This window comes from Kordiimonas lipolytica, assembly GCF_042651265.1.
GTDB lineage: Bacteria > Pseudomonadota > Alphaproteobacteria > Sphingomonadales > Kordiimonadaceae > Kordiimonas > Kordiimonas lipolytica.
The window spans coordinates 413114-438131 of record NZ_JBHSCR010000001.1 but is presented as its reverse complement, the minus strand read 5'-3'; the positions used below and the strand labels follow the sequence as shown (position 1 = coordinate 438131).

At 57.5% G+C, this 25018-nt stretch carries 26 protein-coding genes; 9 read left to right on the top strand and 17 right to left on the bottom strand.

Annotated elements, in window-relative coordinates; genetic code table 11:
* Position 1: 1 nt before the first annotated feature.
* Positions 2-376, bottom strand: coding sequence for a hypothetical protein (locus ACFO5Q_RS02035; protein ID WP_068148103.1), 375 nt, complete (start codon positions 374-376; stop codon positions 2-4).
* 81 nt (positions 377-457) lie between these two features.
* Between ACFO5Q_RS02035 and arsC the strand changes: the two genes are divergently transcribed.
* Positions 458-805 carry an arsenate reductase (glutaredoxin) gene (gene arsC / locus ACFO5Q_RS02030; protein ID WP_068148100.1) on the top strand — a complete coding sequence of 116 codons (348 nt, stop codon included), beginning with the start codon at positions 458-460 and terminating at the stop codon, positions 803-805.
* 67 nt (positions 806-872) lie between these two features.
* Here arsC and ACFO5Q_RS02025 read toward each other — a convergent pair whose 3' ends face one another.
* From ACFO5Q_RS02025 to ACFO5Q_RS02015, 3 genes are all read right to left on the bottom strand, one after another.
* Positions 873-1490 carry a LysE family translocator gene (locus ACFO5Q_RS02025; protein WP_068148097.1) on the bottom strand — a complete coding sequence of 206 codons (618 nt, stop codon included), beginning with the start codon at positions 1488-1490 and terminating at the stop codon, positions 873-875.
* Positions 1487-2827 (bottom strand): MATE family efflux transporter, encoded by a 1341-nt coding sequence (locus tag ACFO5Q_RS02020; protein ID WP_068148095.1) that lies wholly within the window; start codon positions 2825-2827, stop codon positions 1487-1489. Before ACFO5Q_RS02020 ends, ACFO5Q_RS02025 begins: the two co-directional genes overlap by 4 nt.
* Positions 2828-2924: 97 nt before the next feature.
* Positions 2925-4235 carry a UDP-glucose dehydrogenase family protein gene (locus ACFO5Q_RS02015; RefSeq protein WP_068148093.1) on the bottom strand — a complete coding sequence of 437 codons (1311 nt, stop codon included), beginning with the start codon at positions 4233-4235 and terminating at the stop codon, positions 2925-2927.
* A 196-nt stretch (positions 4236-4431) separates the two neighbouring features.
* Between ACFO5Q_RS02015 and ACFO5Q_RS02010 the strand changes: the two genes are divergently transcribed.
* The 4 genes from ACFO5Q_RS02010 to ACFO5Q_RS01995 all read left to right on the top strand — a co-directional run bounded on the left by ACFO5Q_RS02010 (position 4432) and on the right by ACFO5Q_RS01995 (position 7047).
* A complete protein-coding gene (locus tag ACFO5Q_RS02010) occupies positions 4432-5007 on the top strand; it encodes a sigma-70 family RNA polymerase sigma factor (protein WP_068148091.1) in 576 nt (191 codons plus the stop codon).
* Positions 5008-5017: 10 nt separating this feature from the next.
* A complete protein-coding gene (locus ACFO5Q_RS02005; RefSeq protein ID WP_068148089.1) occupies positions 5018-5497 on the top strand; it encodes a hypothetical protein in 480 nt (159 codons plus the stop codon).
* 3 nt (positions 5498-5500) lie between these two features.
* Positions 5501-6082 (top strand): periplasmic heavy metal sensor, encoded by a 582-nt coding sequence (locus ACFO5Q_RS02000; protein WP_068148084.1) that lies wholly within the window; start codon positions 5501-5503, stop codon positions 6080-6082.
* Positions 6083-6225: 143 nt separating this feature from the next.
* Entirely contained in the window at positions 6226-7047 is an 822-nt protein-coding gene (locus tag ACFO5Q_RS01995) for a putative metalloprotease CJM1_0395 family protein (protein ID WP_197421094.1), read from the top strand.
* 4 nt (positions 7048-7051) lie between these two features.
* Here the strand turns inward: ACFO5Q_RS01995 and ACFO5Q_RS01990 are convergent, their stop codons facing one another.
* The 3 genes from ACFO5Q_RS01990 to ACFO5Q_RS01980 are packed head-to-tail and all read right to left on the bottom strand — an operon-like array spanning position 7052 to position 8916.
* Complete coding sequence (locus tag ACFO5Q_RS01990; RefSeq protein ID WP_068148079.1) at positions 7052-8122, bottom strand: quinone-dependent dihydroorotate dehydrogenase; 1071 nt, start codon at positions 8120-8122, stop codon at positions 7052-7054.
* Entirely contained in the window at positions 8115-8477 is a 363-nt protein-coding gene (locus tag ACFO5Q_RS01985; protein ID WP_197421092.1) for a DUF952 domain-containing protein, read from the bottom strand. Before ACFO5Q_RS01985 ends, ACFO5Q_RS01990 begins: the two co-directional genes overlap by 8 nt.
* Before the next feature lie 58 nt (positions 8478-8535).
* On the bottom strand, positions 8536-8916 hold the full coding sequence (locus tag ACFO5Q_RS01980; protein WP_068148076.1) for a DUF6491 family protein: 381 nt from the start codon (positions 8914-8916) through the stop codon (positions 8536-8538).
* 156 nt (positions 8917-9072) lie between these two features.
* Between ACFO5Q_RS01980 and ACFO5Q_RS01975 the strand changes: the two genes are divergently transcribed.
* Complete coding sequence (locus ACFO5Q_RS01975; protein ID WP_068148071.1) at positions 9073-10095, top strand: DUF2333 family protein; 1023 nt, start codon at positions 9073-9075, stop codon at positions 10093-10095.
* 58 nt (positions 10096-10153) lie between these two features.
* Positions 10154-10657 (top strand): universal stress protein, encoded by a 504-nt coding sequence (locus ACFO5Q_RS01970; protein WP_068148068.1) that lies wholly within the window; start codon positions 10154-10156, stop codon positions 10655-10657.
* A gap of 10 nt (positions 10658-10667) precedes the next feature.
* On the opposite strand, the gene ACFO5Q_RS01965 is transcribed toward ACFO5Q_RS01970, so the two are convergent.
* Positions 10668-11534, bottom strand: coding sequence for an SDR family oxidoreductase (locus tag ACFO5Q_RS01965; RefSeq protein ID WP_068148066.1), 867 nt, complete (start codon positions 11532-11534; stop codon positions 10668-10670).
* Positions 11535-11551: 17 nt separating this feature from the next.
* On the opposite strand from ACFO5Q_RS01965, the gene ACFO5Q_RS01960 reads away from it, so the two are divergent.
* Positions 11552-12430: a tetratricopeptide repeat protein gene (locus ACFO5Q_RS01960; protein ID WP_156431965.1), complete on the top strand. Its 879-nt coding sequence runs from the start codon at positions 11552-11554 to the stop codon at positions 12428-12430.
* Here ACFO5Q_RS01960 and ACFO5Q_RS01955 read toward each other — a convergent pair.
* From ACFO5Q_RS01955 to ACFO5Q_RS01945, 3 genes are read right to left on the bottom strand one after another with little or no spacing between them, the layout of a single operon-like run.
* Positions 12427-14157 (bottom strand): Mur ligase family protein, encoded by a 1731-nt coding sequence (locus tag ACFO5Q_RS01955; protein WP_068148058.1) that lies wholly within the window; start codon positions 14155-14157, stop codon positions 12427-12429. The two genes, ACFO5Q_RS01960 and ACFO5Q_RS01955, sit on opposite strands and share 4 nt — an antisense overlap.
* Positions 14150-14932 carry an alpha/beta fold hydrolase gene (locus ACFO5Q_RS01950; RefSeq protein ID WP_068148056.1) on the bottom strand — a complete coding sequence of 261 codons (783 nt, stop codon included), beginning with the start codon at positions 14930-14932 and terminating at the stop codon, positions 14150-14152. The genes ACFO5Q_RS01955 and ACFO5Q_RS01950 overlap by 8 nt, the downstream gene beginning before the upstream one ends.
* A gap of 13 nt (positions 14933-14945) precedes the next feature.
* Positions 14946-16175, bottom strand: coding sequence for a D-alanine--D-alanine ligase (locus tag ACFO5Q_RS01945; protein WP_068148054.1), 1230 nt, complete (start codon positions 16173-16175; stop codon positions 14946-14948).
* A gap of 277 nt (positions 16176-16452) precedes the next feature.
* Between ACFO5Q_RS01945 and ACFO5Q_RS01940 the strand changes: the two genes are divergently transcribed.
* Positions 16453-17346, top strand: a complete 894-nt coding sequence (locus ACFO5Q_RS01940) for an MBL fold metallo-hydrolase (RefSeq protein WP_068148051.1) — start codon at positions 16453-16455, stop codon at positions 17344-17346.
* Between the two features lie 219 nt (positions 17347-17565).
* Here the strand turns inward: ACFO5Q_RS01940 and ACFO5Q_RS01935 are convergent, their stop codons facing one another.
* The 6 genes from ACFO5Q_RS01935 to ACFO5Q_RS01910 all read right to left on the bottom strand — a co-directional run bounded on the left by ACFO5Q_RS01935 (position 17566) and on the right by ACFO5Q_RS01910 (position 25001).
* Positions 17566-18060 carry a hypothetical protein gene (locus ACFO5Q_RS01935; RefSeq protein WP_197421090.1) on the bottom strand — a complete coding sequence of 165 codons (495 nt, stop codon included), beginning with the start codon at positions 18058-18060 and terminating at the stop codon, positions 17566-17568.
* 44 nt (positions 18061-18104) lie between these two features.
* Positions 18105-18626 (bottom strand): hypothetical protein, encoded by a 522-nt coding sequence (locus tag ACFO5Q_RS01930; protein ID WP_068148044.1) that lies wholly within the window; start codon positions 18624-18626, stop codon positions 18105-18107.
* Positions 18627-18740: 114 nt separating this feature from the next.
* Positions 18741-19367 (bottom strand): DUF4136 domain-containing protein, encoded by a 627-nt coding sequence (locus ACFO5Q_RS01925; RefSeq protein WP_068148042.1) that lies wholly within the window; start codon positions 19365-19367, stop codon positions 18741-18743.
* Between the two features lie 222 nt (positions 19368-19589).
* On the bottom strand, positions 19590-20588 hold the full coding sequence (gene trpS, locus ACFO5Q_RS01920) for a tryptophan--tRNA ligase (RefSeq protein ID WP_082719889.1): 999 nt from the start codon (positions 20586-20588) through the stop codon (positions 19590-19592).
* A 97-nt stretch (positions 20589-20685) separates the two neighbouring features.
* Complete coding sequence (gene murJ, locus ACFO5Q_RS01915) at positions 20686-22242, bottom strand: murein biosynthesis integral membrane protein MurJ (protein WP_068148039.1); 1557 nt, start codon at positions 22240-22242, stop codon at positions 20686-20688.
* The gene (locus ACFO5Q_RS01910; protein WP_068148038.1) at positions 22239-25001 is read right to left on the bottom strand and encodes a [protein-PII] uridylyltransferase; all 2763 of its coding nucleotides are present in this window, start codon (positions 24999-25001) and stop codon (positions 22239-22241) included. Before ACFO5Q_RS01910 ends, murJ begins: the two co-directional genes overlap by 4 nt.
* Between the last annotated feature and the right edge of the window lie 17 nt (positions 25002-25018).

The window sequence follows — 25018 nt, the reverse complement described above, 5'->3', positions numbered from 1 at the left end:
ATTACCAACCAATCAGGGCTGTTGACACCGGTTCCTTGGTACACGCATCGATGATAACAGCTGAACCACCATCAAAACCAAGTGGTGCATCATCTTTTGGGATATCAAAATCATAGCGAAGAAGTTGTTGATCGTTTTCCCGCTTATACCCTACGGCTGAAGGTCTATGGTACTTGAATGTGGGATCATATGTTCCCTCGGCAGCCATATAACTGACGATATCTTCTTTGCGCTCCAAATACAGGGCTGTAGGCGTCACGACATTGGGACCGCACTTGATTTGTCTGTTTTCGGCGTCCCATTTGAAATTGGAATGCCCCGCGCACGCCGAGAGTCCCATAACAAGAGAAACAAAAGCCAGTTTTGCATAGCCCATGTTAATCCCCCAAATTTCTTGCCCCACTTTCATATCATCGTTAAACCCTTCGGAAAGCAACTTCAAAGATAAAGGGGAGCAATCATGGATCTCACCATCTGGCACAATCCGCGCTGCAGCAAATCCCGCCAAACGCTGGCGATTCTGGAGGAAAAAGGCTTCGCACCCACCGTGCGGCTGTATCTTGAGGACGCGCCATCGGAAGCAGAGATCAAAGACGCGCTCGCGAAGCTCGGCATGGATGACCCGCGCGCGCTGATGCGCAAGGGCGAGGACGAGTATAAAGCTGGCGGCTGCGCCGACATGGAAGGTGATGCGCTCATCAAAGCCATGGCTGCGACGCCGAAATTGATCGAACGCCCGATCGTGTTTAACGGCGAAAAAGCCAAAATTGGCCGCCCACCGGAAGGTGTCACTGAAATCCTCTGACACGTCAATAGCGTCATTCGCCGTTTGCGAAGCCGGCGAGTGACCACCGGAAAACGAAACCTCTTCGTTAAAGCGTTAGGATGCCCCGACCCACCAACAAAAGCGCCACGGCAATGAGGCCGAAGCCGCTCAGGGTATCCATGTTGAGGCGCGCGCCAAGTCGAGATTTTGCCGCACTGTGTGCGATCAGCGCGTAGCCAAAAATGAAAGCCCCATCGATTAGGACGAACGTGGTGCCGTAAATCACCGACTGCACGGCTACGCTAAGCGTTGTGTCGATAAAGCCGGGGAACAGGGCCATGAAAAATACGATGGCCTTGGGGTTGCTCACACACGCCAGAAAGCCGCTCAGGAAGGCTGACCGGTAGGCTGGTGCTTTCGGTTTCTCCGGAGTGTTGGCCTTGGCGTCCCTCAGGCTTCGCGCAGCCAGCCACAGGATATAAAGCCCGCCCAGGATCTGCAGCCACGGCAGGATGCTCGATGCCAGCCGTACCAGCACCTCAAGGCTGAGAACCGCCACCAGAATATGGACGACTGTACCGAGCGCATCGCCCAGCGTGGCAATGAAGGCGGCTTTCGGCCCATGACGAACCGCCTGGCTTGAGGCAAGCGCAACAGACGGCCCCGGCGAGACGGCGATAAGGAGCGTGGCAGCCAGAAAGCCTAAAAAAAGGGCTGTGTTCATTCCCTTGTGTCCCCATCCAGCCTGCGCTCAAGCCGCGGATACCATATGGCCTGCGTAAGCCCGCGCATGCCAAGGAAGACCATCATCGCGATCCAGAGCCCCACCAAGCCAAACCGGTCCGCGAGCGGCCCGATTGATGGTACGAAAACGGCTACGGATACCGCAATGGTGCCGAACATGGCGCGGCCCGCGGTGGCGCCGATATAGATGCCGTCATACTGGTAACACCAGGCGCCGATCACCGGTAGCAGGGTGATCACCGGGATCACAGCGGTGGCGGCAGTGCGCACGCTTTCCACGTCCGTCAGCGCGTGAATGAGCGGTGCGCCGCCAAAATAGAAACCGGCGGCATAAAGAAGCGCCATAGCGCCCGACCAGGCCATGCCGTATTTGACCCAGGCTCGGAATTCAAACCGCACACCTTTGCCATATGCCGCGCCTGCGAGTGCTTCGGAGGCGTAGGCGAACCCATCCAGCCCCAGGGCGATCAGCATCATGAAGGTATTCAGCACATGGTGCGCCGCCAGTGCCACTTCGCCCAGCGCCGCGGCTTCGCGCGTCAAGATGGCAAAGGCAAAGATGAGGAGGAGCGTGCGCACAAAGATGAAGCCGTTCACGCTCATCAGCTTTTTCATCTTGGCCGGGTTATAGGTTTCGCTCTCTCGCACGGCCATGGCCAGTTTGCGCAGCCCCAGCGTGCGGCTGATGAACAGGAACCCGAGTGCCACTGCCAGCCATTCCGCGATCAGGGAGCCAAGCGCCACGCCCGCGACGCCCATGTCGAACCCCAGCACGAACAGTAGGCTGAGGGCGGCGTTGGCGATATTGAGCGTCAGCTGCAGATAGAGCGACAGCTTCGCCCGCGCTGTACCGATGAGGAAGCCATTGATACCGAGCCCCAGAAGGGCGGCGGGGATCGCCCAAAGGCGGATGTCGAAATAGGTGTCGAAAAGCGGCAGCACATCAGTGGGAGGGTCAAGAAACGCGAGCGCCGCAATCCGGAACGGCGTGGACAGCGTAAGGAACACAAGACCCAGCATGGTTGCCAGCATGGTTGCACGCAGAAGAACCCGCGCCACCTGGTCCTGGTCGTCGCGCCCGTGCGCCTGCGCCACCAGCCCCGTGGTGCTCATGCGCAGGAAACCGCACGCCCAGTAAACATAGCTGAAAAGAAGGGCACCCACACTGACAGCCGCCAGATATTTTGCCGCCGGCAGGTGGCCGATGATCCATGTGTCGACAAGCCCAACGAGTGGCGCCGACGAATTGGCGATGATAGCCGGTCCGGCGATCTCCCAGATGCGCCTGTGCGGGTGTTTGATCGCAGCCGCTGTCATAGGACAGCCTTTTTGGGCACATTTTGGGCCCTATGGGTGTGCCCTTTTGTGCCATAAGGGCACAATGGGAACGGATGTGTGCCCTTCCTGTCGGCCCCTATTCCGGGCACCGCCCCACGCCCACATATTTGAAGCCTTCGTCCGCCAGGTTGGCGCGGCCATAGATGTTCCTGAGGTCAACCAGCAGGGGTGCCTTTAGAAGGTCTTTGACGCGGCCCAGGTCAAGCGCGCGGTACTGGTTCCATTCTGTCAGGATCACCAGCGCGTCGGCATCTGTCATGGCGTCATAGGGGTCGTCACAAAACTCCATGTTTTCAAGCAGTTCGCGCGCTTCTTCCATGCCTTTCGGGTCATGGGCGGCCACGCTCGCGCCTGCTGCCTGCAGCGCCGGGATGATGTCGAGCGAGGGGCTTTCGCGCATGTCGTCGGTGTTGGGTTTGAATGTCAGGCCGAGGATGGCGATCTTTTTGCCGTCAACTGATCCGCCGCAGGCGCGGATGATCTTGTCGGCCATTGCCCGCTTGCGCTCTTCGTTCACCTCAACCACGGACCGCACGATCCGCATGGGAACCTTGTGTTGGTCCGCCGTGCTCACCAAGGCTCTGGTATCCTTGGGGAAACAGCTGCCGCCATAGCCCGGACCCGCGTGCAGGAACTTACCGCCGATGCGGGTGTCGAGACCAATACCCTTGGCGACTTCCTGCACGTCCGCGCCTACTTTTTCGCACAGGTCGGCCATCTCGTTGATGAAGCTGATTTTGGTGGCCAGGAAAGCATTGGCGGCATATTTGATCACCTCTGCCGTCTCGCGGCTGGTGAACAATACCGGTGTTTCGTTGAGGAACAGCGGGCGATAGAGCTCCCTCAGGACCGCCTGCGCGCGCTCGGTGTCGGCGCCGCACACAACCCGGTTTGGGCGCATGAAATCTTCAATCGCGGCGCCTTCACGCAGGAACTCCGGGTTTGATGCCACGTCAAACAGGGAGGCGTTCAGTTTGGCGGACAGGATGTCCTTGATCCGGGCACCGGTGCCTACCGGAACTGTCGATTTGGTGACCACCACCGTATAGTCCTTGATGTGGTCAGCCGCTTCTTCGACTGCGGCAAAGACATACTGCAGGTCGGCCTGGCCGTCGCCGCGGCGACTTGGGGTGCCAACAGCGATGAACACGGCCTCAGCCTCTTTCATGGCGGTACCCAGGTCGGTGGTAAAATGCAGCCGCCCGGCCGCCCGGTTCTTGGCAACCATACTGTCGAGCCCAGGCTCATAAATTGGCATGATATTCTGATTCAGCGCGTCTATCTTTTTCGGGTCCTTGTCCACACAGGTGACCGTATGACCGAATTCGGAAAAACAAGTGCCTGAAACAAGCCCAACATAGCCGGTGCCAATGACTGCAATTTTCATGATGCGTTCCCTGGATCAATGCCTTAGCTGATGTTCATTGCAGCTAGCGGCGGCTTCGTCAATGGCGCATGCCATAGCGTGGCCATATTACGCTAATGTGATAGGGTTGATCCGTCACCTCGAAATTTTGCGAAGGGTGGCGTGCCTCACATCCGTATCTGGATCAGAGAATGTGATCTGCCTGAAGAGTAAGAGCTTGCGGCAAAAGAGTGAAGAACTGGATGACGAAACGCTGGTGACCCATGTTGCCGCGGCCGACAGGGGGGCTTATGCCGTGCTGGTGCACCGCCATGGTCTCCGGTACAGGGCCCTTGCCTACCGTATGCTGGGCGACCTGGCGCTGGCGGAAGATCTAGTGCAGGAAGCTTTTGTCAAACTATGGACCCACGCGGACAGGTTTGATGCGAAGAAGGCCAAGTTCACCACCTGGTTTCACCGAATTGTGGTGAACAGGTGCCTGGACGAAAAGCGCAAGCGCACCCCTGACCCGTTGCCGGAGGGTTTTGACCAGCAGGATGAGGCTGACAATGCCGAGGACATCATGGTCACCGACAGCGCTAACCATGTGCTGAGGAACGCGGTCTCAAACTTACCGGAGCGCCAGAGGGTGGCGGTTACGCTGAGCTATTTTGACGGCCTGTCGAACATAGAGGCCGCAGAGGTGATGGATTTGAAGTTGAAGGCCTATGAAAGCCTGCTGGTGCGGGCACGGGCGAAGCTCAGGGACGAGCTAGAAGGCAGCAAGAGCGGTTTACTTGCGGTTTTAGGATAGGAGGGCAAAGATGAAGCCCATCACAATTGAAGAGTTTGAGTTGGCAAGGGCCGCGTACGGGGCAAACATGGCCGAATGGCCCGCTGATCTTGCCGAGCGCGCCCGGCAGTTCCTGACAACAGAGGAAGGCGCGGCTTTCGCGGCTGCCGAGTTGTCGCTGGATGCCCAGTTGGCCGATATGGCTGCGCCGATGGATGCAGACGCTGGCGCCGACGCCTTTCTTGATCGCCTGCTGGACGTACCGGCGCAGCATACCCAAGTGATTGAGTGGGGTGATGCCGGGTTCCTGTCCACGCTCACAGGCCTTTACCGAGATTTTCGCAACCTGTTTTCACCTATTGGGGTTTTGTCCCAGGGTGTCGCCTATGCCCTTGTTCTGGTTGTTGGGGTTTTTGTCGGGCTGCAACAGCCCTATGATGAAGAAAGCTCGCTTGATCTAAGCAGCACGCTTTTCTCAAGCAGTGCAGATTTTTACGTTGGGGATCAATAAGATATGACCGGCAAAATGAAATGGATATTGGTTCTTCTGGCCGCTTCACTTGCGGTTAACCTGTTCATTGGCGGCGTGATCCTTGGGCGCCAGTTCCGCGCCGAAGACGGCCCAAGAGGTGCTCCGCGTGAGCGTGTAGAGTTCAACCTCAGGCGTCTCGCGGCGTATCTGCCGGAATCGGAACAGGGCGCGCTCAGGGAAATCCTTCAGGATCATCGCCGTAGCCTGCGAACCCACTTCCGCGATATGCGGCAGAGTGAACAGCGCATCAAGGACCTTCTGGGTGCGGAAAGCGTTGATTTGCCTGCCCTTGAAGCCGCGCTTGAGAGCCATCAGGCCAAGGCGGAAGAACTAAAGGCCCCGCTGCGTGACATCATCCTGAATGTTGTTGCCAAGCTGGACCAGGAGACCCGCAAGGCTCTTGCAGAGGACCTGTTTGAGCGCCGTGGGCCTGGCCCGGAAGGTCGCCCGCTGCACCGCCCCGGCATGGGTGGTTCCCCGGACGGCAGGCGCCCACCACCCCCGCCGCGGGGTGATGAAGACTTCGAACCCGATGACAGGCCGCCACCACCACCTGGCGCCTAGCCGGTCACATTTTCGTAAAGAATTCACGAAAATTAGCGCTGGTGCGGGTTTCATGCTAAAATGCACGCATGACAAGCGCTAGCACGTTGCCTTCGGTTGGTCCACCGCCGCCGAATATGCGGCGACCCAATGTGCCGGAGGACTTGAAACCAAAGATTGCCACCCGGGCGGAAGAGCTTTCGCGCCCGGCCATTTATCGTGCGCCCCCCGAAGCCTCACCAGAACCCCAACCCAGGCAGGCAGCTTCAGGGGTTCAGCAAGGCCCTGCAGGGCCGGGCCAAAAACCCCAAGGCAACAATTCCGCCGTTGCGCTTCAGGTGCTGGAAGGCCAGCAAGCTGCCGCGACTGTTGCTCAAGGGGCTAACAACAGGCCTGTGGCTCCGCCCAAGCTGGAAGAACAGCAATCAAGGTCTCAGGATATCAAGCTCTCTGGTGAGCTCTCAGAAGAAGACAAGGCATATGTGCGCGAGCTTAGAGCCCGCGACAGGGAAGTGCGGGCACATGAAGCAGCACACGCCACCGCGGGCAGCGGCTACACCAGTTCTCCCAATTTTGAATATGTCAGGGGCCCCGACGGGGTTCAGTATGCGGTTGGCGGCCATGTGAGTATCGACACGAGCACTGTGCCGGATGACCCGGAAGCCACTGTTGCCAAGATGGAAGTCGTTCGCCAGGCAGCACTTGCTCCGGCCCGTCCGTCTGGTCAGGACAGGGCCGTGGCGTCCGCGGCCGAGCAGTCGCTGAGAGCTGCGCAGGCGGAACTGCAGGAACAACGCGCTGCAGAACAGCAGGAACAGCTTGAAGGCAGTGATGGGCCGGGCGAGGCCCCAGCTGACGCTTTTGGTTTAGCCGAACAGAATGAAACTGAGGCTGGGTTGGCGCCCGAAGGCCCAGCATTTGGCGTCAATGCGCCGCGGCCAGAGGTTCAGCAACCAACCGCAATCAGCATTGACTTGATCGCCTGATACTTCAGCGGTGGCTTGAGCCAACGGCCTCTCCAACAGAATTGAACCCGTCGGCTTTCAAAAGCGCTGCCAGATCTTTTTTCACCCGATGCACCAGCGCCGGGCCTTCATAGACAAGCATGGAATAAAGCTGCACCAGTGACGCGCCAGCCTTGATTTTGGCATAGGCATCCCGCCCGCTTGCGATCCCACCAACGCCGACAAGCGGCACTTTTCCATCTGTCGCCTGATACATGGCGCTTAAGGTTTCGGTGGATAGGCTCATTAGTGGGGCACCGGAAAGGCCGCCGGTTTCGCCCTTTTGGCTTGAGACAAGCGTGTCAGGGCGGGTGATCGTTGTGTTGGAGACAATCAAACCATCGATCTCTGTGTTCAGCGCGATGTCTGCGATGTCTGCGATGTCCGCCTCAAGAAGGTCTGGCGCGATCTTGACCAGCATCGGGATATAAGGCTTGCCGCCCTTTATTTGCGTGGCGCGGGCTTCAAGCACACGGCCGATCAGGTCCTCAAGCGCGGCCTTTGACTGAAGCGCCCTAAGGCCCGGCGTATTCGGGCTTGAGATATTGACGGTAAAATAGTCGCTGAGACCATAAAGCCGATTGATGCCTGTGACATAGTCTGCGGTTCGGTCTTCGGCGTCTTTGTTGGCGCCCACGTTGGCGCCGACAGGCTGACGTGTTGCTGGCAAAGCTTTCAGTTGCTTTTCGAAATAGTCGAGGCCCTCGTTATTGAAGCCAAACCTGTTGATCACTGCTCTGTCTTCGGAAAGGCGGAACAGCCGCGGTTTGTCGTTGCCTGCTTGGGGTTTTGGCGTAACCGTACCGGCCTCGGTGAAGCCGAACCCCATTTTCTGTGCACCCATAACGGCGTCTGCATTTTTGTCAAAACCGGCAGCAAGGCCAACGGGGTTGGAAAACTTGAGGCCAAAGGCTTCCGTTGCCAAGACTGGGTCATCGGCCGCACTGCCGAAACAGCCGGTGATGCCTGCTTTGAGCGCGCTAATGGTCAGGTTATGGGCTTTTTCAGGATCCAGCGCGTGGATGAACGGGCGTGCAAGCGGGAATAGGTTAATCATTGCGCAAGTCCTTGAATATGGGGCTAAAATCAAACCCGTCAGCAGACTTCTCTAGGGGCCAAGCCTTTGCTACAGCAGCCATAGGCAGACGGCCGTATAAGTGGGGAAACAAGTCGCCGCCGCGTGACGTTTCCCACTTCAACTCACCTTTGGGTAGGCGTTCCGGGTCAACAGCAAGCACGTGAATGATTGTTTCATCCGAAAAATACCGCGCGGCGGTTTCTGCGACCTGGGTGTCGGACGACAAGTGAATATATCCGTCCTCATGGTCGATCGGCGCGCCGCAGAAGGTGTCGGCATGCTCGGCTTCTTGCCATTCGCCTGGGCGCAGAATTTTAAAAATCATGGCTGACATGTGGTTTGAATAGGCGCTTCGACGGCGGCTTTCAAGCGAATAGTCGCACCAGAACGCGCTACTTGGCGCGTTCTGTGGTTTCCTTTGAAACATCCGAGAAAGACTCGATGCGGCAAGGAGTGCCGCTCCGGGTGATGATATCATCAAACCGGGCGCAAAGCTTACCGTTCACCGGGGTGAAGGACATATATTTGTGATAGTAGAGTTGCGGGCAATGTCTTTTCAGCCGCAAAAGAATGTCTTTCTGGCCTTGCATCTCAAGACGTACCAGTTCGTCCGACACGACGCGGTAGCCACTTATTTTATCAGCGTTGATGCATTGCTTGTCATCAATAGGCTTGGCATCAGTGGTTTCCTGCGCTTGTGCAACAGTAAACGACACTAGGGCCAACACACCGGCGATTGGGAAAAACAAAGACAGTCGGCTAACGTCAGGCATCGCGTTCCTCGGATTCAGGCTTGGTTCATGCTGTGAAATTCAAGCTGAACCGATCATGAATTTACACAGTCTTTCGCCAGATAGCACTTGTTTTGACCCCAATTAGTGACGACATTAAGGGTTCAGGCAACGAATTTCCGTCAGGGAGGCAACCGGATGGCAAAAGAGATATGGCTCTGGCTCAAGGAATTGGCAGGCAAGGCGGTCGGCGGCCTTGGTCGCTGGCTCAAGAAGCTGTGGCGTTATCTTGCTGGCTGGCTGTCGACCGTATCGGGCAGCACCTGGCGCAAGGTCGCTGTCGCTGTGCCTGTCCTGTTCTTCCTCTATATCGTTATCGGCATGATGGTGGTTCACCGTGTGGATGACAGCCTTGACGGCGGCCCAAATGTCGCGCCCGGTGGCTCGCATGTGGTGAATACGGTGTCTTATCTCGTGCGGCGCGAGGTGGTCGATAATAACTGGACACCAAATGACCCTGCTTTCTTGCCAGGTTGGTGGCTTGATAATACGCCGAACTACCAGAAGGGCATGATGGGAGCGCTTGCGCGGTTTTCGTTTGAGCTTCGAGACCAGCTCGGGCGCACGCGCGGCTCCAGCGCGGTTGATGAGAATTTGGAGAAAGCTGCGGGTGATCTGTCCAAGGAACCTGACCGCTGGGTGATTGATTTTTCCACGTCGCTTCTGCCCACAACGCCGTCTCATACCTACTATAGGGAAGCGATCAAGGAACTTGACGCCTATAACGCCAGACTGGTTTCAGGAGAGGCTGTGTTCGAACGCCGGTCCGACAATTTCCTGGCGACCCTTGACCGCATTGCGCTCGACCTTGGCGCATCGTCCGCAGCACTTGAGCAATATGTTGGCGAAAATGCCGGCGGCGTTCTGCCGGACTTTGGCGCAGATGATCTCTTTTATCAGGTGAAAGGCCAGGTTTATGGCTATCTGATGATCCTGAAGGCGCTGAGGCAGGATTTCCCGAATGTGATTGAAAGCCGAGAGCTTGGTTCGCTGTATGATGAGCTGCTTGCGTCCATGACAGCGGCGGCGACGCTTGATCCCATGCTGGTGACAAATGGTGCTGCCGACGGCTTTATCGCTAACCATCTGTCTGTTCAGGGGTTTTATCTTCTTCGGGCCCGCACGCAACTGAGGGAAGTCAGCAATATCTTGCTCAAATAACTTGCGGATAGACCGGTCATAAGCCACTCTGGAGTACGAAAAAAGGGGGACTGGCAGAGTGACAGAAGAAATCCATGGGCCAATACGGCCAGTCACGAAACGGGTTCGAAAACTGATGGTTGTGGTGGATGGATCGCCTGAATCCAAGGTCGCCATCCGCTTTGCGGCTGCGCGTGCTGCCCACATCACTGGCGGCGAGTTGATCCTCTTTCACTGCATTCGCCCAGGCGAATTCCAGCACTGGATGGCTGTGGCGGACCGCATGCGCGAGGAAGCGTATGAGGAGGCCGAAGCCCTTTTGGCGGAAGTCTCCGAACGCCTGCATGCTTATTGCGGCGTGACGCCCGAGATCATCATTGCCGAAGGCGAGCCTCAGGAAGAAATCAAGAAAAGCATCGATGAACAGAAGGATATCTTCGGTTTGGTGCTGGGCGTGGGCTCGGAAGGTGGGCCGGGGCCTCTGGTGGACTATTTCACCAATGAGCTCGCAAGCCAGCTGCCGTGCCCGCTGTTTCTCATTCCAGGCAATATGACGTACGAGCAAGTCGACGCCATGGCCTAGGCTTCAAACTCTATTTTTCCGATTTTATCAGGTCCGGCAGGGCATCCGAAAAGCTTGGGTAAATCAGATTGATGCCCAGGTCTTTTTTGATGCGGTCGTTTCTTACCAGCTTGCTTTCCGCATAAAAGCTTCGCGCCATCGGGCTCATATCCGCCTGTTCCAGTGGGATTTCCGGCGGTGGGGTGATGCCCATTGCAGTCGCTGCCTCCAGGATGACATCCTGCGGCGCACATGGTGTGTCATCAGCCAGATTGAAGATGCCGGTTGGGCAGGCGCGGTTCATGGCAGCCCAAACGGTCTGGGCGATATCAGCCACATGAATACGGCTGAACTTCTGCCCCGGTTTGACAATGCGCCTTGCCTTGCCGTCAAGAAGCGAGCGTACGGCGTTACGCCCTGGGCCATAGATGCCCGCCAGGCGGAAGATGTGAAGTGATGCGCCAAGCGTGTCTGCGACCTGCCGCCAGCTGTTTTCCGCTTCCACCCGTCGCTTGCCGCGATCCAGGCTGGGGGCTGGTGGTGTGTCTTCATCCACCCAGGCGCCGCCATGATCGCCGTAAACATTTGTGCTGGAAAGATAGCCGATCCATTTGGGCGCATTAAGTTGGCCCAGGTGATTTTTAAGTAACCGCAGGACAGGGTCCCCTTCCGCATCCGGTGCGGTGGACACCAGCCAGTGGGTCACACCTTCAAGCGCCGATTTGAGGTCATCAGCGTTAAACGCAACAGGCGCGATGCTGAGTGCCTTGAGCTCTTCCACCTTGTCAGGGTTTCGGTAGGTGCCGCTCACTGTCCAGCCGGCATCCTGTGCCTTTTTTGCAATGGCTCGGGCGCTGAAGCCTGGCCCAAAGATCATTAGGTGCGGATTATTCGACATGAGGATCACTTACTGCCTTGAAATTGCCACGCGCTTTGCGCATTTTCCCTGCCATGAAAACAAAAGCCAGCATAACCATTTTCCTCCTGGTTGCCAGTACGGTTGCAATCACGTCTTTGACAGGTGCAGCGGCCGCCCGGTCCGCAGTCAAGGATGAAGACCGATACGCCAATTGTATGGATATGGCAGACCGGTCACCCGACAAGGGCATCAATCTGGCATTGGCCTGGATTGCCGATGGCGGCGGGGTACCGGCGCGCCACTGTGAAGCCTATGGCCTTGCACGCTTGGGAGAACATGCGGAAGCTGCGGCCCGGTTCCTGAAAATCGCGGAAGACATGCGCATTGGCCGCGACATGCCGATCCGGATGGGTAAACGCATTGTTGCCAGTGCGCCGATGCTTGCTGACATGTATGGCCAGGCCGCGAACGCCTGGTTGCTCGCGGACGAACTGGTCCGCGCCGAAGATGCGATTGATCTCGCGCTAACACTTGCGCCCAAAAACACGCCCCAGGAGTATGAACTGGTATTGGACCGGGCACGCATTGCAGCTGCGGACGAGGATTTCCAGCTCGCGCTCAGGGACCTTGACTATGTCTTGAAGGGTGATCCGGGCAGGAAGGACATTCTGGTGCTGGTGGCTGCTGCTGCTCGTGGCGTGGGTGATTATGGCCGCGCCAACCAGGCCCTTGAAGCCTTTCAGGCGGTATTCCCGAATAACGCATCGGGCTATCTGGAACTCGGAAACCTGAGGCACGCGGAGGCTGACAGGAAAGCCGCCCGGCAGGCGTGGCTCAAGGTATTGCTTCTTGAGGATCAGGGGCCGAGCGCCGATGCTGCGCGCGCCAATATCGAAAAAATGGATGTGCAGGCAGCGGACACGCCGGCAGGTTAGAAGCTCACTTTCGCCTCATAGAGGTCCGGCAGGTTATTCTCAAACAGAACTGCGTCCCCGGCTTTCCAGTGGCTGCGCACCCATGTTTCGGCATCTTCCTGTTTTGCGAAAGTCATGACCGTGACATGCCCGTCATTGGCTTTCTCCAGCGCTTTCACAAAGGTGGGGATGCGGTCCGGCGTCACGACTGCAACGATATCGCAGTGCCTTGCCGCCAGCGCGCCCAAATGGGCGTGTTCTTCTTCGTGCTTGTCGCCCAGTTCTACCATGCCCGGGGTCACAAGGATGCGCCTGCCGCCCTCATCCACCAGTACATCAAGCGTTTCAAGGGCTGCTGCGAAACCCACAGGGTTTGAGTTGTAGGCGTCGTTGATAATCGTCGGCTGGCCTGTGCTGCGGCTTACTTCCAGCCGGTGTCTGATTTGCGGCATGCTTGCCAGCCCGCCTTTGATGGCTGCCCACGGCAGGCCCAGGGCCCGTGCGGTCGCGGCTGCAAGGGCAATGTTGCCCGCTTGGTGGCGCCCATAAAGGGGCACCTTGAGAGCATGTTTTTCACCGCCTTCAGTGACATGCACAGTAAGTCCGTCTTTGGTGGCGTCGAAGCCGTCAAAGGAGACATCCTTGCCCTCACCCACCAGTGTATAGGCGCCTTTGACAGCCGACATGCGTTCGTCCAGCAGACGGTCTTCGATACCGGCGCAATTCACCACAACCTTGCCGCCCCGCGCGAAAGCTGCTTCGGCAATCTCGAATTTGGCGCGGGCCACAGTCTCAAGCGACTTGAAGCGTTCATAATGCGCGGCACCCACAGCCGTAATCAGCGATACATCCGGCGGCGTCAGCGTGCACAGCCGCGCAATGGAACCGGGGCCATAAGCGCCCATTTCAACGATGAAAAACTGGTGCTCCGGCTTTAGCTGTTCGCGGATCACCCGCGTGATGCCCATGTCTGTGTTGACACTGCCGGGGGTCGCAAGCGTTGGGGCGGCCGCTGCCAGAATATGGTTCAGAATATGCTTGGTGGATGTCTTGCCAAACGACCCGGTGATGGCAATCACTTTGGGTTGCAGCTCAGCAAACTTATCAATCGCCTCCTGCCTGAATTTGGCTTTGACACGTTCTTCGGCGGGCTCCAAAAGCTTGTTGGCAAGCACCAGCATCATGGGCGGCGCCTGCACGAAACCGAGAAGAAGCACGGCCAGCAGGACAGCTTCCCAGTTGAAAGTCATGGCCGCAAAGCCGATGCCGGACCGGTCCAGTTGAAGGGCATAATTGGTGCCTTGCGGCGCCAGTTGCGCCGCCAGCACAATAATCACCAACAAAGCAGCAGAAAGCCCCATATAGACCGTAAGGATGCGCTTGACCCGCGCAGTCTGCACCAACGGCTTTTTGGATTGCGTGCGGATAGCGCGGGAGCGCAGAACACCGTGGCCAAAGCCCAGGAAAATCGGAACCCAGCCGATTGCCAGCAGGATTGTGGCAAGGTCCGTCATCTCCGACAGGACAGGCAGATGTGGCACTATACCAGCAAGAACAGCCAGAACCAGCCATGCACTCGTACGCCGGTCATATGCTTTGTTGTCACGAAGCCAGTTGAAAAAACGCGGTGCGTCATATTCTTCCTGCTGGAAGAACATCATAAGCGCCAGGCCGCGCTCATAAGCAAAATAGAGCGCTGTGAGGGCCGCAAGTGCAGGCCAGAGGTATGGCATAATCGCGTCAATCATCTCGCACATCCTTTAGGAAGGATTTGATCAGTGCCTGACATTGGTAGGCACCGCGGGTCAGGATATCCCAATGGTTGAAGCCCTTCACTTCGGTGAAGCGGGCGATGGGCATCAACTGTTCATACTTGCGCCCGATTTCGGGTGGGGCTTCCGTATCGTCAGACCCATAGATCAAAAGAGCAGGACAACGCACGGCCTTGGCTTCCTGTATCAGGTTTTCATTCACCACCTTCACAAAGGTTGGGCGCAAGGGGCCTGCGTTCTTATAGTCTGCGCTGCCAAAATGTTTCGCATAGGCTTCACGGAAACTGGTGCCAAACAGTTTGTCGGAAAATCGGGCCAGACGACCAATGAGTTTAAGTGTTGCGGCTCGCAGCCGAAAAGCCAGAGAGCGCCGGCGCTTTAGGCCAGCACCGCCAATCAGCACGATGGCTTTCACCAGGTGCGGGTGCCTTGCGGCCATCTGGACAGAAACCCGACCACCAAAACTATGGCCGATAAAAATATGTTGCTGAGGACCGATCTTCTCAAGTTCAAGCGCCAGGGCATCCGCATAATCTTCCGTCCCAGCACCGTCCGGAAGCCGGTCTGTCTGGCCGAAACCCGGCTGGTCGTAGATCCGGTGGCGTCCTTCGGTCTTGAACAGGTCAGCGAGCCGCATCATGGACGCGCCATCCTGACCCCAGCCATGAAGCCATACGAAGGACTGTCCCTCGCCGTCTGTCACTTCTGTGCCGACCTCTTGATAATGCCACTTTGGGGTGTTCGCGGTCATGCGGGTACCTGTGTCAGTCCTTGCTCATGAAAATCGTGGCGCCGCCCAGGCCCTTGTCTGTGCTGCCAAGCCTGTCGGCAGACAGGCGAAAGCCTTCTTCCACGATTGCCGACGTGAGCTCGAGGAAGGTCATGGGCTCAGCTGCTGCTTCCCAAAGGAAATAGGCGAAGGAACCGGGGATGGTGTTCACCTCATTGAGCCACAATTCGCCGCTTTCGCTGTTCGAGAGGAAATCTATGCGCACACTGCCACCCAGCGACAGAAGGTCGAACATGCGGCTTGCGCTGTCGCGGATGAAGCGCTCCTGCTCGGGTTTGAGATCTGCAGGGTTCAGCTCCCGATTGAGGGAGGCCATGCCTTCGCTTGGGCCTGTGTCGAGCTTCGGGCCACCCGGCTCGCCGCCCGCCAGATACTTGTTCTTGAAATCAAGCAGCTCGGCCTCCCGCAGGGGGCGCTCGATCGCCGAAGTAACAATAGCGCCCGAAGCTTCCCGGCGCGCTGCGATATTATATTCTGTCAGGTTGGCGACGAAGGGTTCGACGATCACGCGGCTGTCGAGCCTAAAGGCGGACATGAGTGCGGCGATGAGACCGTCCATATCGTCGGCCTTGCCCACACCAACGCTTGAGCCCAGGTTGCAGGGTTTGACGATATAGGGGAAAGCGATATCGCCAAAGGCGCCCTTGAGCTGGCCTTCAAGGATATCGGGGTCAAGGAAGGTACCCTTCGCCGGGCGTGTGAGAGCAAGCTCCGGCAGTACGTTGATGCCCCCTGCGCGCGCCACCGATTTGGCGAATACCTTGTCCATCGTGGCTGCAGCCCCCAAAGACCGGCAGCCCGCGAACGGGATATCGGCAAACTCAAGCATCCCCTGCAGCGAGCCGTCTTCGCCGTTTGATCCGTGGATCGCAGGCACCATCAGGTCGAACGGGACCACGGTGCGTTTCTCGCCCATCAGGCCCTTGGTGAAGGACACCAGCTGCGGCCGACCGTTTGCGGGTGTTGCCAGGTCCAGCATCACTTGCCGCAGGTCCTTGTGTTTGTCGCTTTTGAGCGGATAGTGCGCCCGCTTGGTGAGCGCATCTCCCGTCCACCACTGGCCCAGCGGGTCCACATAGATGGGCAGGCCGTCATACTGTCCGGGATCAAGCGCCTCAAGAAACTGCAAGCCTGTGAGCACGCTGACATCATGCTCCACGCTTCTTCCGCCAAAAATGACTGCAATGACCTTCTTCTGGGCCACGGGCGCTCCCCCTTGATGAAACCAAAACTGTGCCCGGCTAGCCATCAGCCACCGGGCTCCTTATTCATGTAGCCAATTAGTGGCTTTTGGGCAAAGGCTAATCCAAGCCCGCGGCCACTAAAAGCGCAAAGCTTGGCACTTTGATGGCAGGGATGGGGCGCTGACTTGGGATTGGGCAGCGGCATTCACCAAGCTGTCAATTGACGACAGGCGCAAAAACCCTAAACTTCCCGCCAACGGATATAGATCAAACTTAGACAAGTTTTGGGAGCATGAGATGAAGAAATCGATCTGGGCCAAAGCCCTGGTGGGCGGGGCACTGCTTGCGGGCCTGACCGGCGGTGCCTTTGCACAGGACTGGGACAAGGTTGAAATCAAGACACAGCCACTCCGTGGCGGACTTTATGCCCTTTATGGTCAAGGGGGAAACCTTGGCCTGTCGGTGGGCGAGGACGGCATCATCCTGATCGATGACCAGTACGCTCCGCTCACGGGCAAGATTAAGGCGGCGATCGCGGCAATCTCTGACGCGCCAATCCGCTATGTGATCAACACCCACTTTCACGGGGATCATACAGGCGGCAACGAAAATCTGGGCGATGCGGCAGTGATTGTGGCGCATGACAATGTTCGCCAGCGCCTGAGCGAAGGCGCCTTTATCAAATCATTTGGCATGAAGATGGACCCCCAGCCCAAGGTGGCGCTGCCCTCCATCACCTTTAATTCAGAGATGTCGCTGCATATGAATGGCGACGATGCGCGGATCATTTTTGTCAAGAACGCCCACACGGACGGCGACAGCATCATCCATTTCCAAAGCTCGAACGTGATCCATATGGGGGATATCATGTTTAACGGCATGTTCCCTTTCATTGATGTCGATAACGGCGGCGATATCGACGGCGTGCTGGCAGGGCTCGACATGGCCATCGCAGCTGCGGATGACGAAACGATCGTGATCCCGGGCCACGGCCAGGTGACGGACAAGGCGGGGCTGGTGACCTACCGCCAGACGATGGGCGAACTGAGGGAGATTGTGGCGAAGCTGAAGGCGGACGGCAAAACGCTTGAGGAAGTTGAAGCCATGGACCCCTTCAAGGACTATGACCTGATCCAGTTCAGCGACGGCTGGGCCAGCAAGGTTGCGGGTTTTATCTATAAAAGCCTGTAAGCCGGGTTTTGTGTGACATCATTTGAAAAGGCCGCCTCACGGGGCGGCCTGGCCATTTTTTGCAGGAAGGCATTTCAGCCTGAAATAACGTGAGAATTTTGGGCACTCGATAGGGAAAAAGGGCACACAAAGGGCACACCCATAGGGCCCAAAATGTGCCCTTTTAACCGCGCAAACTAATTAAGTATTATGTCCCCGGATTTCCCGGGGCTATAGACTCTATTGCTTGGAGCATCTTTCTTTCAGAAGCCTCAGAAGGTCTGAACTACGGCAGCCAAAGTAATCGCAATTTAGGTTTATGGTCGTCCGTCTGCCGTTTTTCTTTAAGGTTATCCGCAAGACGTTTTCTGTCCAAATCAAGAAGGGAACCAATTTAGTATACGATAGCTCCAGTCCTTCGATTTCAGGGTAAGTATGAATATTATACTTTTGCGAGCCAACACCCTTAAACCCAAACTCATTCTCGCCGATCCAGTATCCCGGATTGCCCCAGACCAAAGGTCTCACGAATATGTAAAGAAAAACTGCGCCAGCGATCAAAACCACAGGCACTAAGCGCTCTAGCGGCGTCAGATTGAAAAACCCAATTTCTTGCCATTTCAACAGCGTCTCCAAGGACACAACCAACATCAGAAAGCCTGCCGCGTACACGATTATATTAAACCTGATAAATGCCAATTTTCGCAGTTTAAAAAAGTGTTCTTGCTTGCTCATTAAATCCACATCTGTCTTCTGAAGAATCAAAACTCATTTCAATCTTATTCCCCTAAAAAGCCCGACGCTGGAGCCAATTGTGAGCGGCTTTCTTCCAGCAAAGCCAGAACTTCTGCACTCTTGCAGCCGAATTGGTCGCAGTTGAGATTGAGTATCCGTCTCTTGCCGTTCGTCCTCAATGTCACACTAAGGAGATTGTCGGTCCACATAAGAAATGGAATCAGCTTCAGGGATCGCACTTCCAACGCTTCTATGTCGCCGATTTTGTAGACATTTTGTTTTTGAAACGCCGCGCCTTGAAATCCAAAGATTGCTTCGGAGACGAAAAGCCCAGCGTTACTCGTCGTTAGTGGCTTTGCAATGATGTAAAGGAGGAGTAAGCCACCAGCCAAAGAAATAGGAAACAAGCGTCCGAACCTGTTCAGGCTTTCGGTGCCCTGCTCATACCAAGTCACTCCGGCGTGAATGGATGCAGCCACTGCAAGAATGCCCAACATGATAAGAAAGCAGTTGAAAGCCAAAAATGTCGGCCTTTGAAGTGGAAAGAAATGTGATTTTCGCTCCATGCGGAGTGTTCCCTTGGCCTCTTTCGCTACCCACCTGTTTAAAAAGTATTTTTAGCCCTGGCAATAAAAAGCCCCGGCGGTGGACCGGGGCTCTGACATCTCATTTGGCGGGGTTTATTTGCCCGTATCGTCCAGGTCGACCCGGATATGCCGGGTCACGCCTGATGGTCCGGGGAACTCCACGAACAGGGCTTCGGCGAGCAGCGGCACGACCTCAGGCACGGCTTTGGTGCGGGTTTCGGTTTCCGCGCGGCCTTCGAACAGCAGCGTGCCGTCGGGTTTCCGGACTTCCATCACCAGCGTGGCGGTATAAACCGTGCGCGCCACCACTTCGGTGTTGTGGCGGTAGAAGGGGTCATACGGGTCCCAGAAATAGCCATAGTGCCAATAGCTGCGCCAATAGAAGGGGCGAGGACCCGAAAAACCCATGCGAGTGTCCAGCTTTTCGCGGCCATCGTTGATCATGACATCGAAGCCCACGATCAGGTCGGGCTTGCCATTGCCGGCTTGCTCATAACCTTCAAGGCGCAGGTGATTGCCAAGAATCGCGGCATACTGGCGAAACTCCAGGCTGTCCTGCTTCGCCTCGTCCATTGGCAGGATGGAAACCTTTTCTCCGCTCGGGGCCGGAAGTTCGTGGAAGGTGGCCACGTCGCTTCGGAAGGTATTGGTGCAGGCTGCCACGGCGAGCGCCATCGCGCCGGCCAGAACAGGTTTCAATCGGGACATGAATGCAGTCATAAGCCTCTCTCTCCAATTACCGTCACTCTAGCAGGCCTTGCTGTGTTCGCAAGGACAGAGCTCAGGTCTTGGTGCAGTTTTACCAGAGGCTGGCTGAACGGAAACTGAACGCTGTGCGCGTCCTCGCTTTCGTCATTCGCCGGTTTGACCGGCGAATCTATATTTCATGCTGTTGCAGGCGGTGGACTCGCCTATCAGGTGGCAAGTCACGAGGAGGGTATCCTAAGCAAGGAAGCCGACTGCCTTCTTGACGTCCGCAAGGATCGGCTCTGCGATGGCCTGCGCCTTTTCGCCACCCTCTTTGAGGATGCTGTCGATGTAAGCCGGGTCGTTCATCAGGCGTGTCATCTCGTTGGTGATGGGCGCGACTTTGTCGACCACCACTTCAGTGAGCGCCTTCTTGAAGTCGCCAAAGCCCTTGCCTTCAAACTGGCCACAGACCGCGTCGCGGCTCATGTCCATCAGCGCCGCATAAATGCCCACAAGGTTCTGGGCCTCAGGGCGGCCCTCAAGGTCTTTCGACAGCGCAGGCAGCAGCTCTGCGTCCGTTTTCGCCTTGCGGATCTTTAGCGCCAGCGTGTCGGCGTCATCGTTCAGGTTGATGCGGCTGTACTCAGACGGGTCTGACTTGGACATCTTCTTGGTGCCGTCCCGCAGGCTCATCACCCGCGCGCCTTCGCCCATGATCACAGGCTCTGTCAGCGGAAACAGCTCGATTCCGAAGTCGTTGTTGAACTTCTGTGCGATATCACGGGTCAGCTCCAGGTGCTGTTTCTGGTCTTCGCCCACCGGCACGTGCGTGGCTTTATACAGAAGAATATCCGCCGCCATCAGGTTCGGGTAAACATAAAGCCCTACGGACGCATTCTCGCGGTTCTTGCCTGCCTTGTCCTTGAACTGGGTCATGCGGTTCAGCCAGCCAATCCGTGCCACACAGTTGAAAATCCACGCGAGCTCCGCGTGGCCGGGCACGCGGCTCTGGTTGAAAAGGATCGATTTCGAAGGGTCCACGCCAGAGGCAATATAAGCGGCGGCCGCTTCGCGCACCTGGTCCTTGAGGCTTTCCGGGTCTTGCCAGACAGTGATCGCGTGCATGTCAACGACGCAGTAAATGCATTCATAGTCGTCCTGCAGATGGGCCCAGTTGCGGAAGGCACCAAGATAGTTGCCGAGATGCATATTGCCGCTGGGCTGGGCGCCCGAAAAAACACGATTGGTCACTTGTCTGTCTCCATAAATTGAGGCGGCACCTTTGGACGGGCCGCCGAGCGCAAACCTTATGGCAAGCGGAGACTGGGTGGTCAAGCGCGCAGGCGGCCTAGCGCTTCACAAAGCGTCGGATTTCGCCCATTGGCAGTGTCCGCTGCAGGATGAGGGCAGCAAAATAGAGGGCGGCCCCGGCGGCCACAAGGAGCGTAAGCGCACCGATGCGCTCCATCCCACCGTTTGCGAAGGCAGTGGATAAGCGGCCTACCAACAGGTAAATGCCCCCGGCCATCAGGGCGCTGGCGACCAGCATTTTCGCCAGCCGCACCAGTGTTTCGCGGTAAAAGTGAAAGCCATGGCTGCGTTTCAAGCCGATATACAGCAAGAGCACATTGAACCAGGCGGCGATGGCGGTGGCGAGCGCGAGCCCCACATGCGCTAGAGTTTGGATCAGGATCAGGTTCAGCACCAGATTGACCACAAGCGACGCAGTCGCGAACTTCACCGGCGTTTTGGTATCCTTGCGGGCGAAATAGCCGGGTGTAAGCGCCTTGGCGATCACGTAGGCGGGCAAGCCCAAAGCATAGGCCATAAGCGCCGCGGCTGTCTGTGCGGTTTCGTGTGCCGTGAATGCGCCCCGCTCGAATAGCGTGGCAATGATCGGCCCCGGTATGGTCGCCAGCGCAACGGCCGCGGGCAAGGTCAGCAGCAGCGAAAATTCGATCGCCTTATTCTGTTGCCTCATTGCCCCGGCCTTATCGCCGCCCGCCAGCAGGCGCGAGATGCTGGGCAAAAGCACAGTACCCACTGCCACGCCAATCACCCCAAGCGGCAGTTGGTTGAGCCGGTCAGCATAGAAAAGCCAGGACACAGACCCCTCCGGCAGGAAGCGCGCGGCCAAGAGGACATCGATCAGCAGGTTAATCTGGATGATGCCAGCACCGATGGCTGCGGGCGCAATCACGCGCATCAGCTCGCGAACGTCTTCGCTGGGTTTCGGTAGTGCCGGCCGGACCTTGAGCCCGGCCCGGTGCGCCGCTCGCACCAGCCACAGGAACTGGGCGATCCCGGAAAGCGACACAGCAGCCGCGAGCGCGCGGGCCGCGCCAATTTCGCTCTCACCGAAGGTGATCAGCGCGCCGATCATGAAGATGTTCAAAATGACAGGCGCAAAAGCGGCGGCGGAATAGCGCTCCATGGCATTGAGCATGCCGGCGTAAAATGTCACCAACGATATCAGCGCCAGATAAGGGAAGGTGTAGCGCCCCAGCTCGACCACAAGGTCGAATTTGGTTGCGTCACCCTCGAACCCGCCAGTGAGCCCCAGCATCACCGGTACCATCGCGGCTTCCATGATAACGAGGAATACAAGCAAGATCGGCAACAGCCAGGCAAAGACGCGGCTGGCGAAATCAAGCGCCGCCTGCTGGCTCTCAGGCGTTATGTCCTTGCCAAGTGCGCGCGCAAACAGCGGCACAAAGCCAACGGAAAAGGCACCCTCGGCGAACAGGCGGCGGAAAAAGTTCGGCAGCTTGAAGGCGATGAAGAAGGCATCTGACGCCATGCCGGCCCCCAGGTAGCGGGCCATCAGCACGTCACGGACAAAGCCGAAAATTCGGCTCAGCAGCGTGAAGCCGCCGACGGTCGAGATGCGTTTCGCCAGGCTCACGCCGCCGTCTCCGTATGCTTGTTCTTGCGGGTAAAGATGGGCTCGCCCTTCGCGGCCTTCAGAAGCTTGTCTTCAATATTCCGAAGCCTGATCTTGTTGGTCACCTTCTGGCCCACCAGGTCGCGTACATAGAAAACGTCAATGGCCCGCTCGCCATAGGTGGCCACGTGGGCAGACACCAGCGACAGCTTCAGCCGGTAAAGCGCATAGGCAAGGTCATAAAGTAGGCCTGGTCGGTCCTTGGCGTTCACTTCAATGACCGTGGACCAGTTGGAGGCCTTGTTGTCGACCAGCACGACGGGCTCAACCTCGAACGCGCCGTCCTTGGCGCCGAAAACGCGTCTTTCCTGCAGCCGCTCCTTCAGCTTCACGTTGCCCTTCAGGGTCTCCAGGATGGTGTCCTCAAGCTTGTCCAGCTGGCGGCGGCTGTCGAACGCGTTGCCTTCCAGATCCTGCACCGCGAAATTATCCATCGCCAGGCCGTCGCGTGAGGTATGGATCTTGGCGCCCATGATGGCCGCGCCTGCGACGCCCAGCGCCCCGACGATGCGGGCGAACAGGCCAGGGTGGTCCTGCGTATAGACAGACACTTTGGTCATGTCCTGGAACTGCTCGACCCGCGCCGTGACGCCAAGGGCGGAGCCTGTTTCGTCCGTGCGTTTCATCAGGCGGGCGTTCTGCGCCAGCGTGCGCGGCCCTTCGGCGATCCAGTAGGCGTCGTTCATGCGCTTTACGTGGGCTTCGAACTCTTTCTTCGTCCAATTCTTGAGCGTATCGCGCAGTTCATCCTGCTTGGCCTTCACGCGCTCGCTGCGGCCCTTGGTGGCGTGACCCGCCAGCAGCACTTCTTCAGCCGAATAATATAGCTCACGCAGCAGTTGGCCTTTCCAGCCGTTCCACACGCCCGGGCCGACCGCGCGGATGTCCACAACTGTCAGCACCAAGAGAAGGCGCAGGCGCTCGGGGCTTTTCACCAGCTCGCAGAAATCCAGGATTGTCTTGTGGTCGGAAAGGTCGCGCTTGAAGGCCGTGTTGCTCATCAGCAGGTGCCAGCGTACCAGCCAGGCCACGGTTTCCGTCTCAGCCGCCGTCAGCCCCATGCGTGGACACAGCTTTTCGCAGACCTCTGCCCCCAGGACCGAATGGTCCCCGCCGCGGCCTTTGGCGATGTCATGGAGGAGCACCGCCACATAAAGGACCCGGCGCGAGATCACTTTCTGGATCACGTCAGTCGACAGCGGATGGTCGTCCTTCAGTTCGCCGCTTTCAATGCGGGGCAAAAGCCCGATGGCGCGGATGGTATGTTCGTCCACCGTATAGTGGTGATACATGTCATATTGCATCTGCGCGACAACCCGGCCGAAATCCGGGATGAAGCGACCGAACACACCCGCCTCATTCATGCGGCGGAGATTGATCTCGCCTTCCTTGGTGCTGGTGAGCACCGACAGGAAATACTCATTTGCCTCAGGGTCGCGGCGCACCTTGTCTGTGATGCGGCTGAGGTTGAGCTTGATCAGCCGAAGCGCATCGGGGTGGATATCGAACCCCTTGTCGTCTGCCACAGCGAAGATCTTCAGCATCAGGACCGGGTTTTCTTTAATGTCGTCTGGCGCAACAAATGTCAGGCGACCGTTTTCCACGGCAAATTCCTGCACTTTCTTGGTGCGCCGGAAGCGCGCCAGAAAGGTGCTCTTTTGCTGGCGTTCCTCAAGAACCGCGCAGAAAATGCGCGTCAGGTCACCCACCTGTTTGGCCACCAGGAAATAGTGTTTCATGAAGCGTTCAACGCCAGACGCCCCAGGGTGGTCTTTATAGTGCAGCTTTTCAGCCAGCAGGCGCTGCATGTCGAACGTCAGCCGTTCTTCGGCGCGGCCCGCGATGAAATGCATGGCCACGCGCACGGTCCACAGGAAGCTTTCGGCCTTCTTGAATTGGCGGTTTTCATGGATCGTCAGCATGTCGTCGCCGATCATCTTGTCGCGTGAGATGCCGCCATAGAGATAGCGCGCGATCCACCACATGGTCTGCAGGTCGCGAAGGCCACCCTTGCCGTCCTTGATGTTGGGTTCGACCACATAGCGGCTGTCGCCCATTTTCTGGTGGCGTTTGTCGCGTTCCTCAAGCTTCAGTTCAATAAACTCTGGGCCGGTTGTGGCCACCACGCGGCGGATAAAGCGCTTGGCGGCTGCCTGGAACAGGGCTTCTTCGCCCCACAGATAGCGGCTTTCCAGTAGGGACGTGCGGATCGTCAGGTCTTCCTTGGCCAGCCGCGAGCATTCCTCTGGTGTCCTTGTTGCGTGGCCCACCTTGATGCCCAGGTCCCACAGCACATAGAGCATATATTCCACGACATTTTCAGCCCACGGCGTGGATTTGTAGGGGATCAGGAACAGGAGATCGACGTCGGAAAAGGGTGCCAGCTCGCCGCGGCCGTAGCCGCCTGTGGCCACGAGGCAGAGCTGCTCTGATGCCGTAGGGTTCGCAAGCGGATAAACATGCTCGGTCGCAAAATCATAGAGCGTACGCAGCAGCTGATCCATCAGGAAGCAAAGCGACTTGGCCGCCGTGCGCCCGTTTTCGGCTTCTTCATCAAAGCGCCGCTTGACCTCGTTCCAGCCCGCCGTGTGGGCCTCTTTGAGGATTTTCACAACATCCTGCTGGCAATCGGCCGGGTTCTTATTTTCGGCAAGCTCGTTCAAGGCAACCACAAGCTTCTTGCGGTTGATGATGGCGCGGCGATTGCGGATGGGGCTCATGTAGTGTCCTTAAGCGA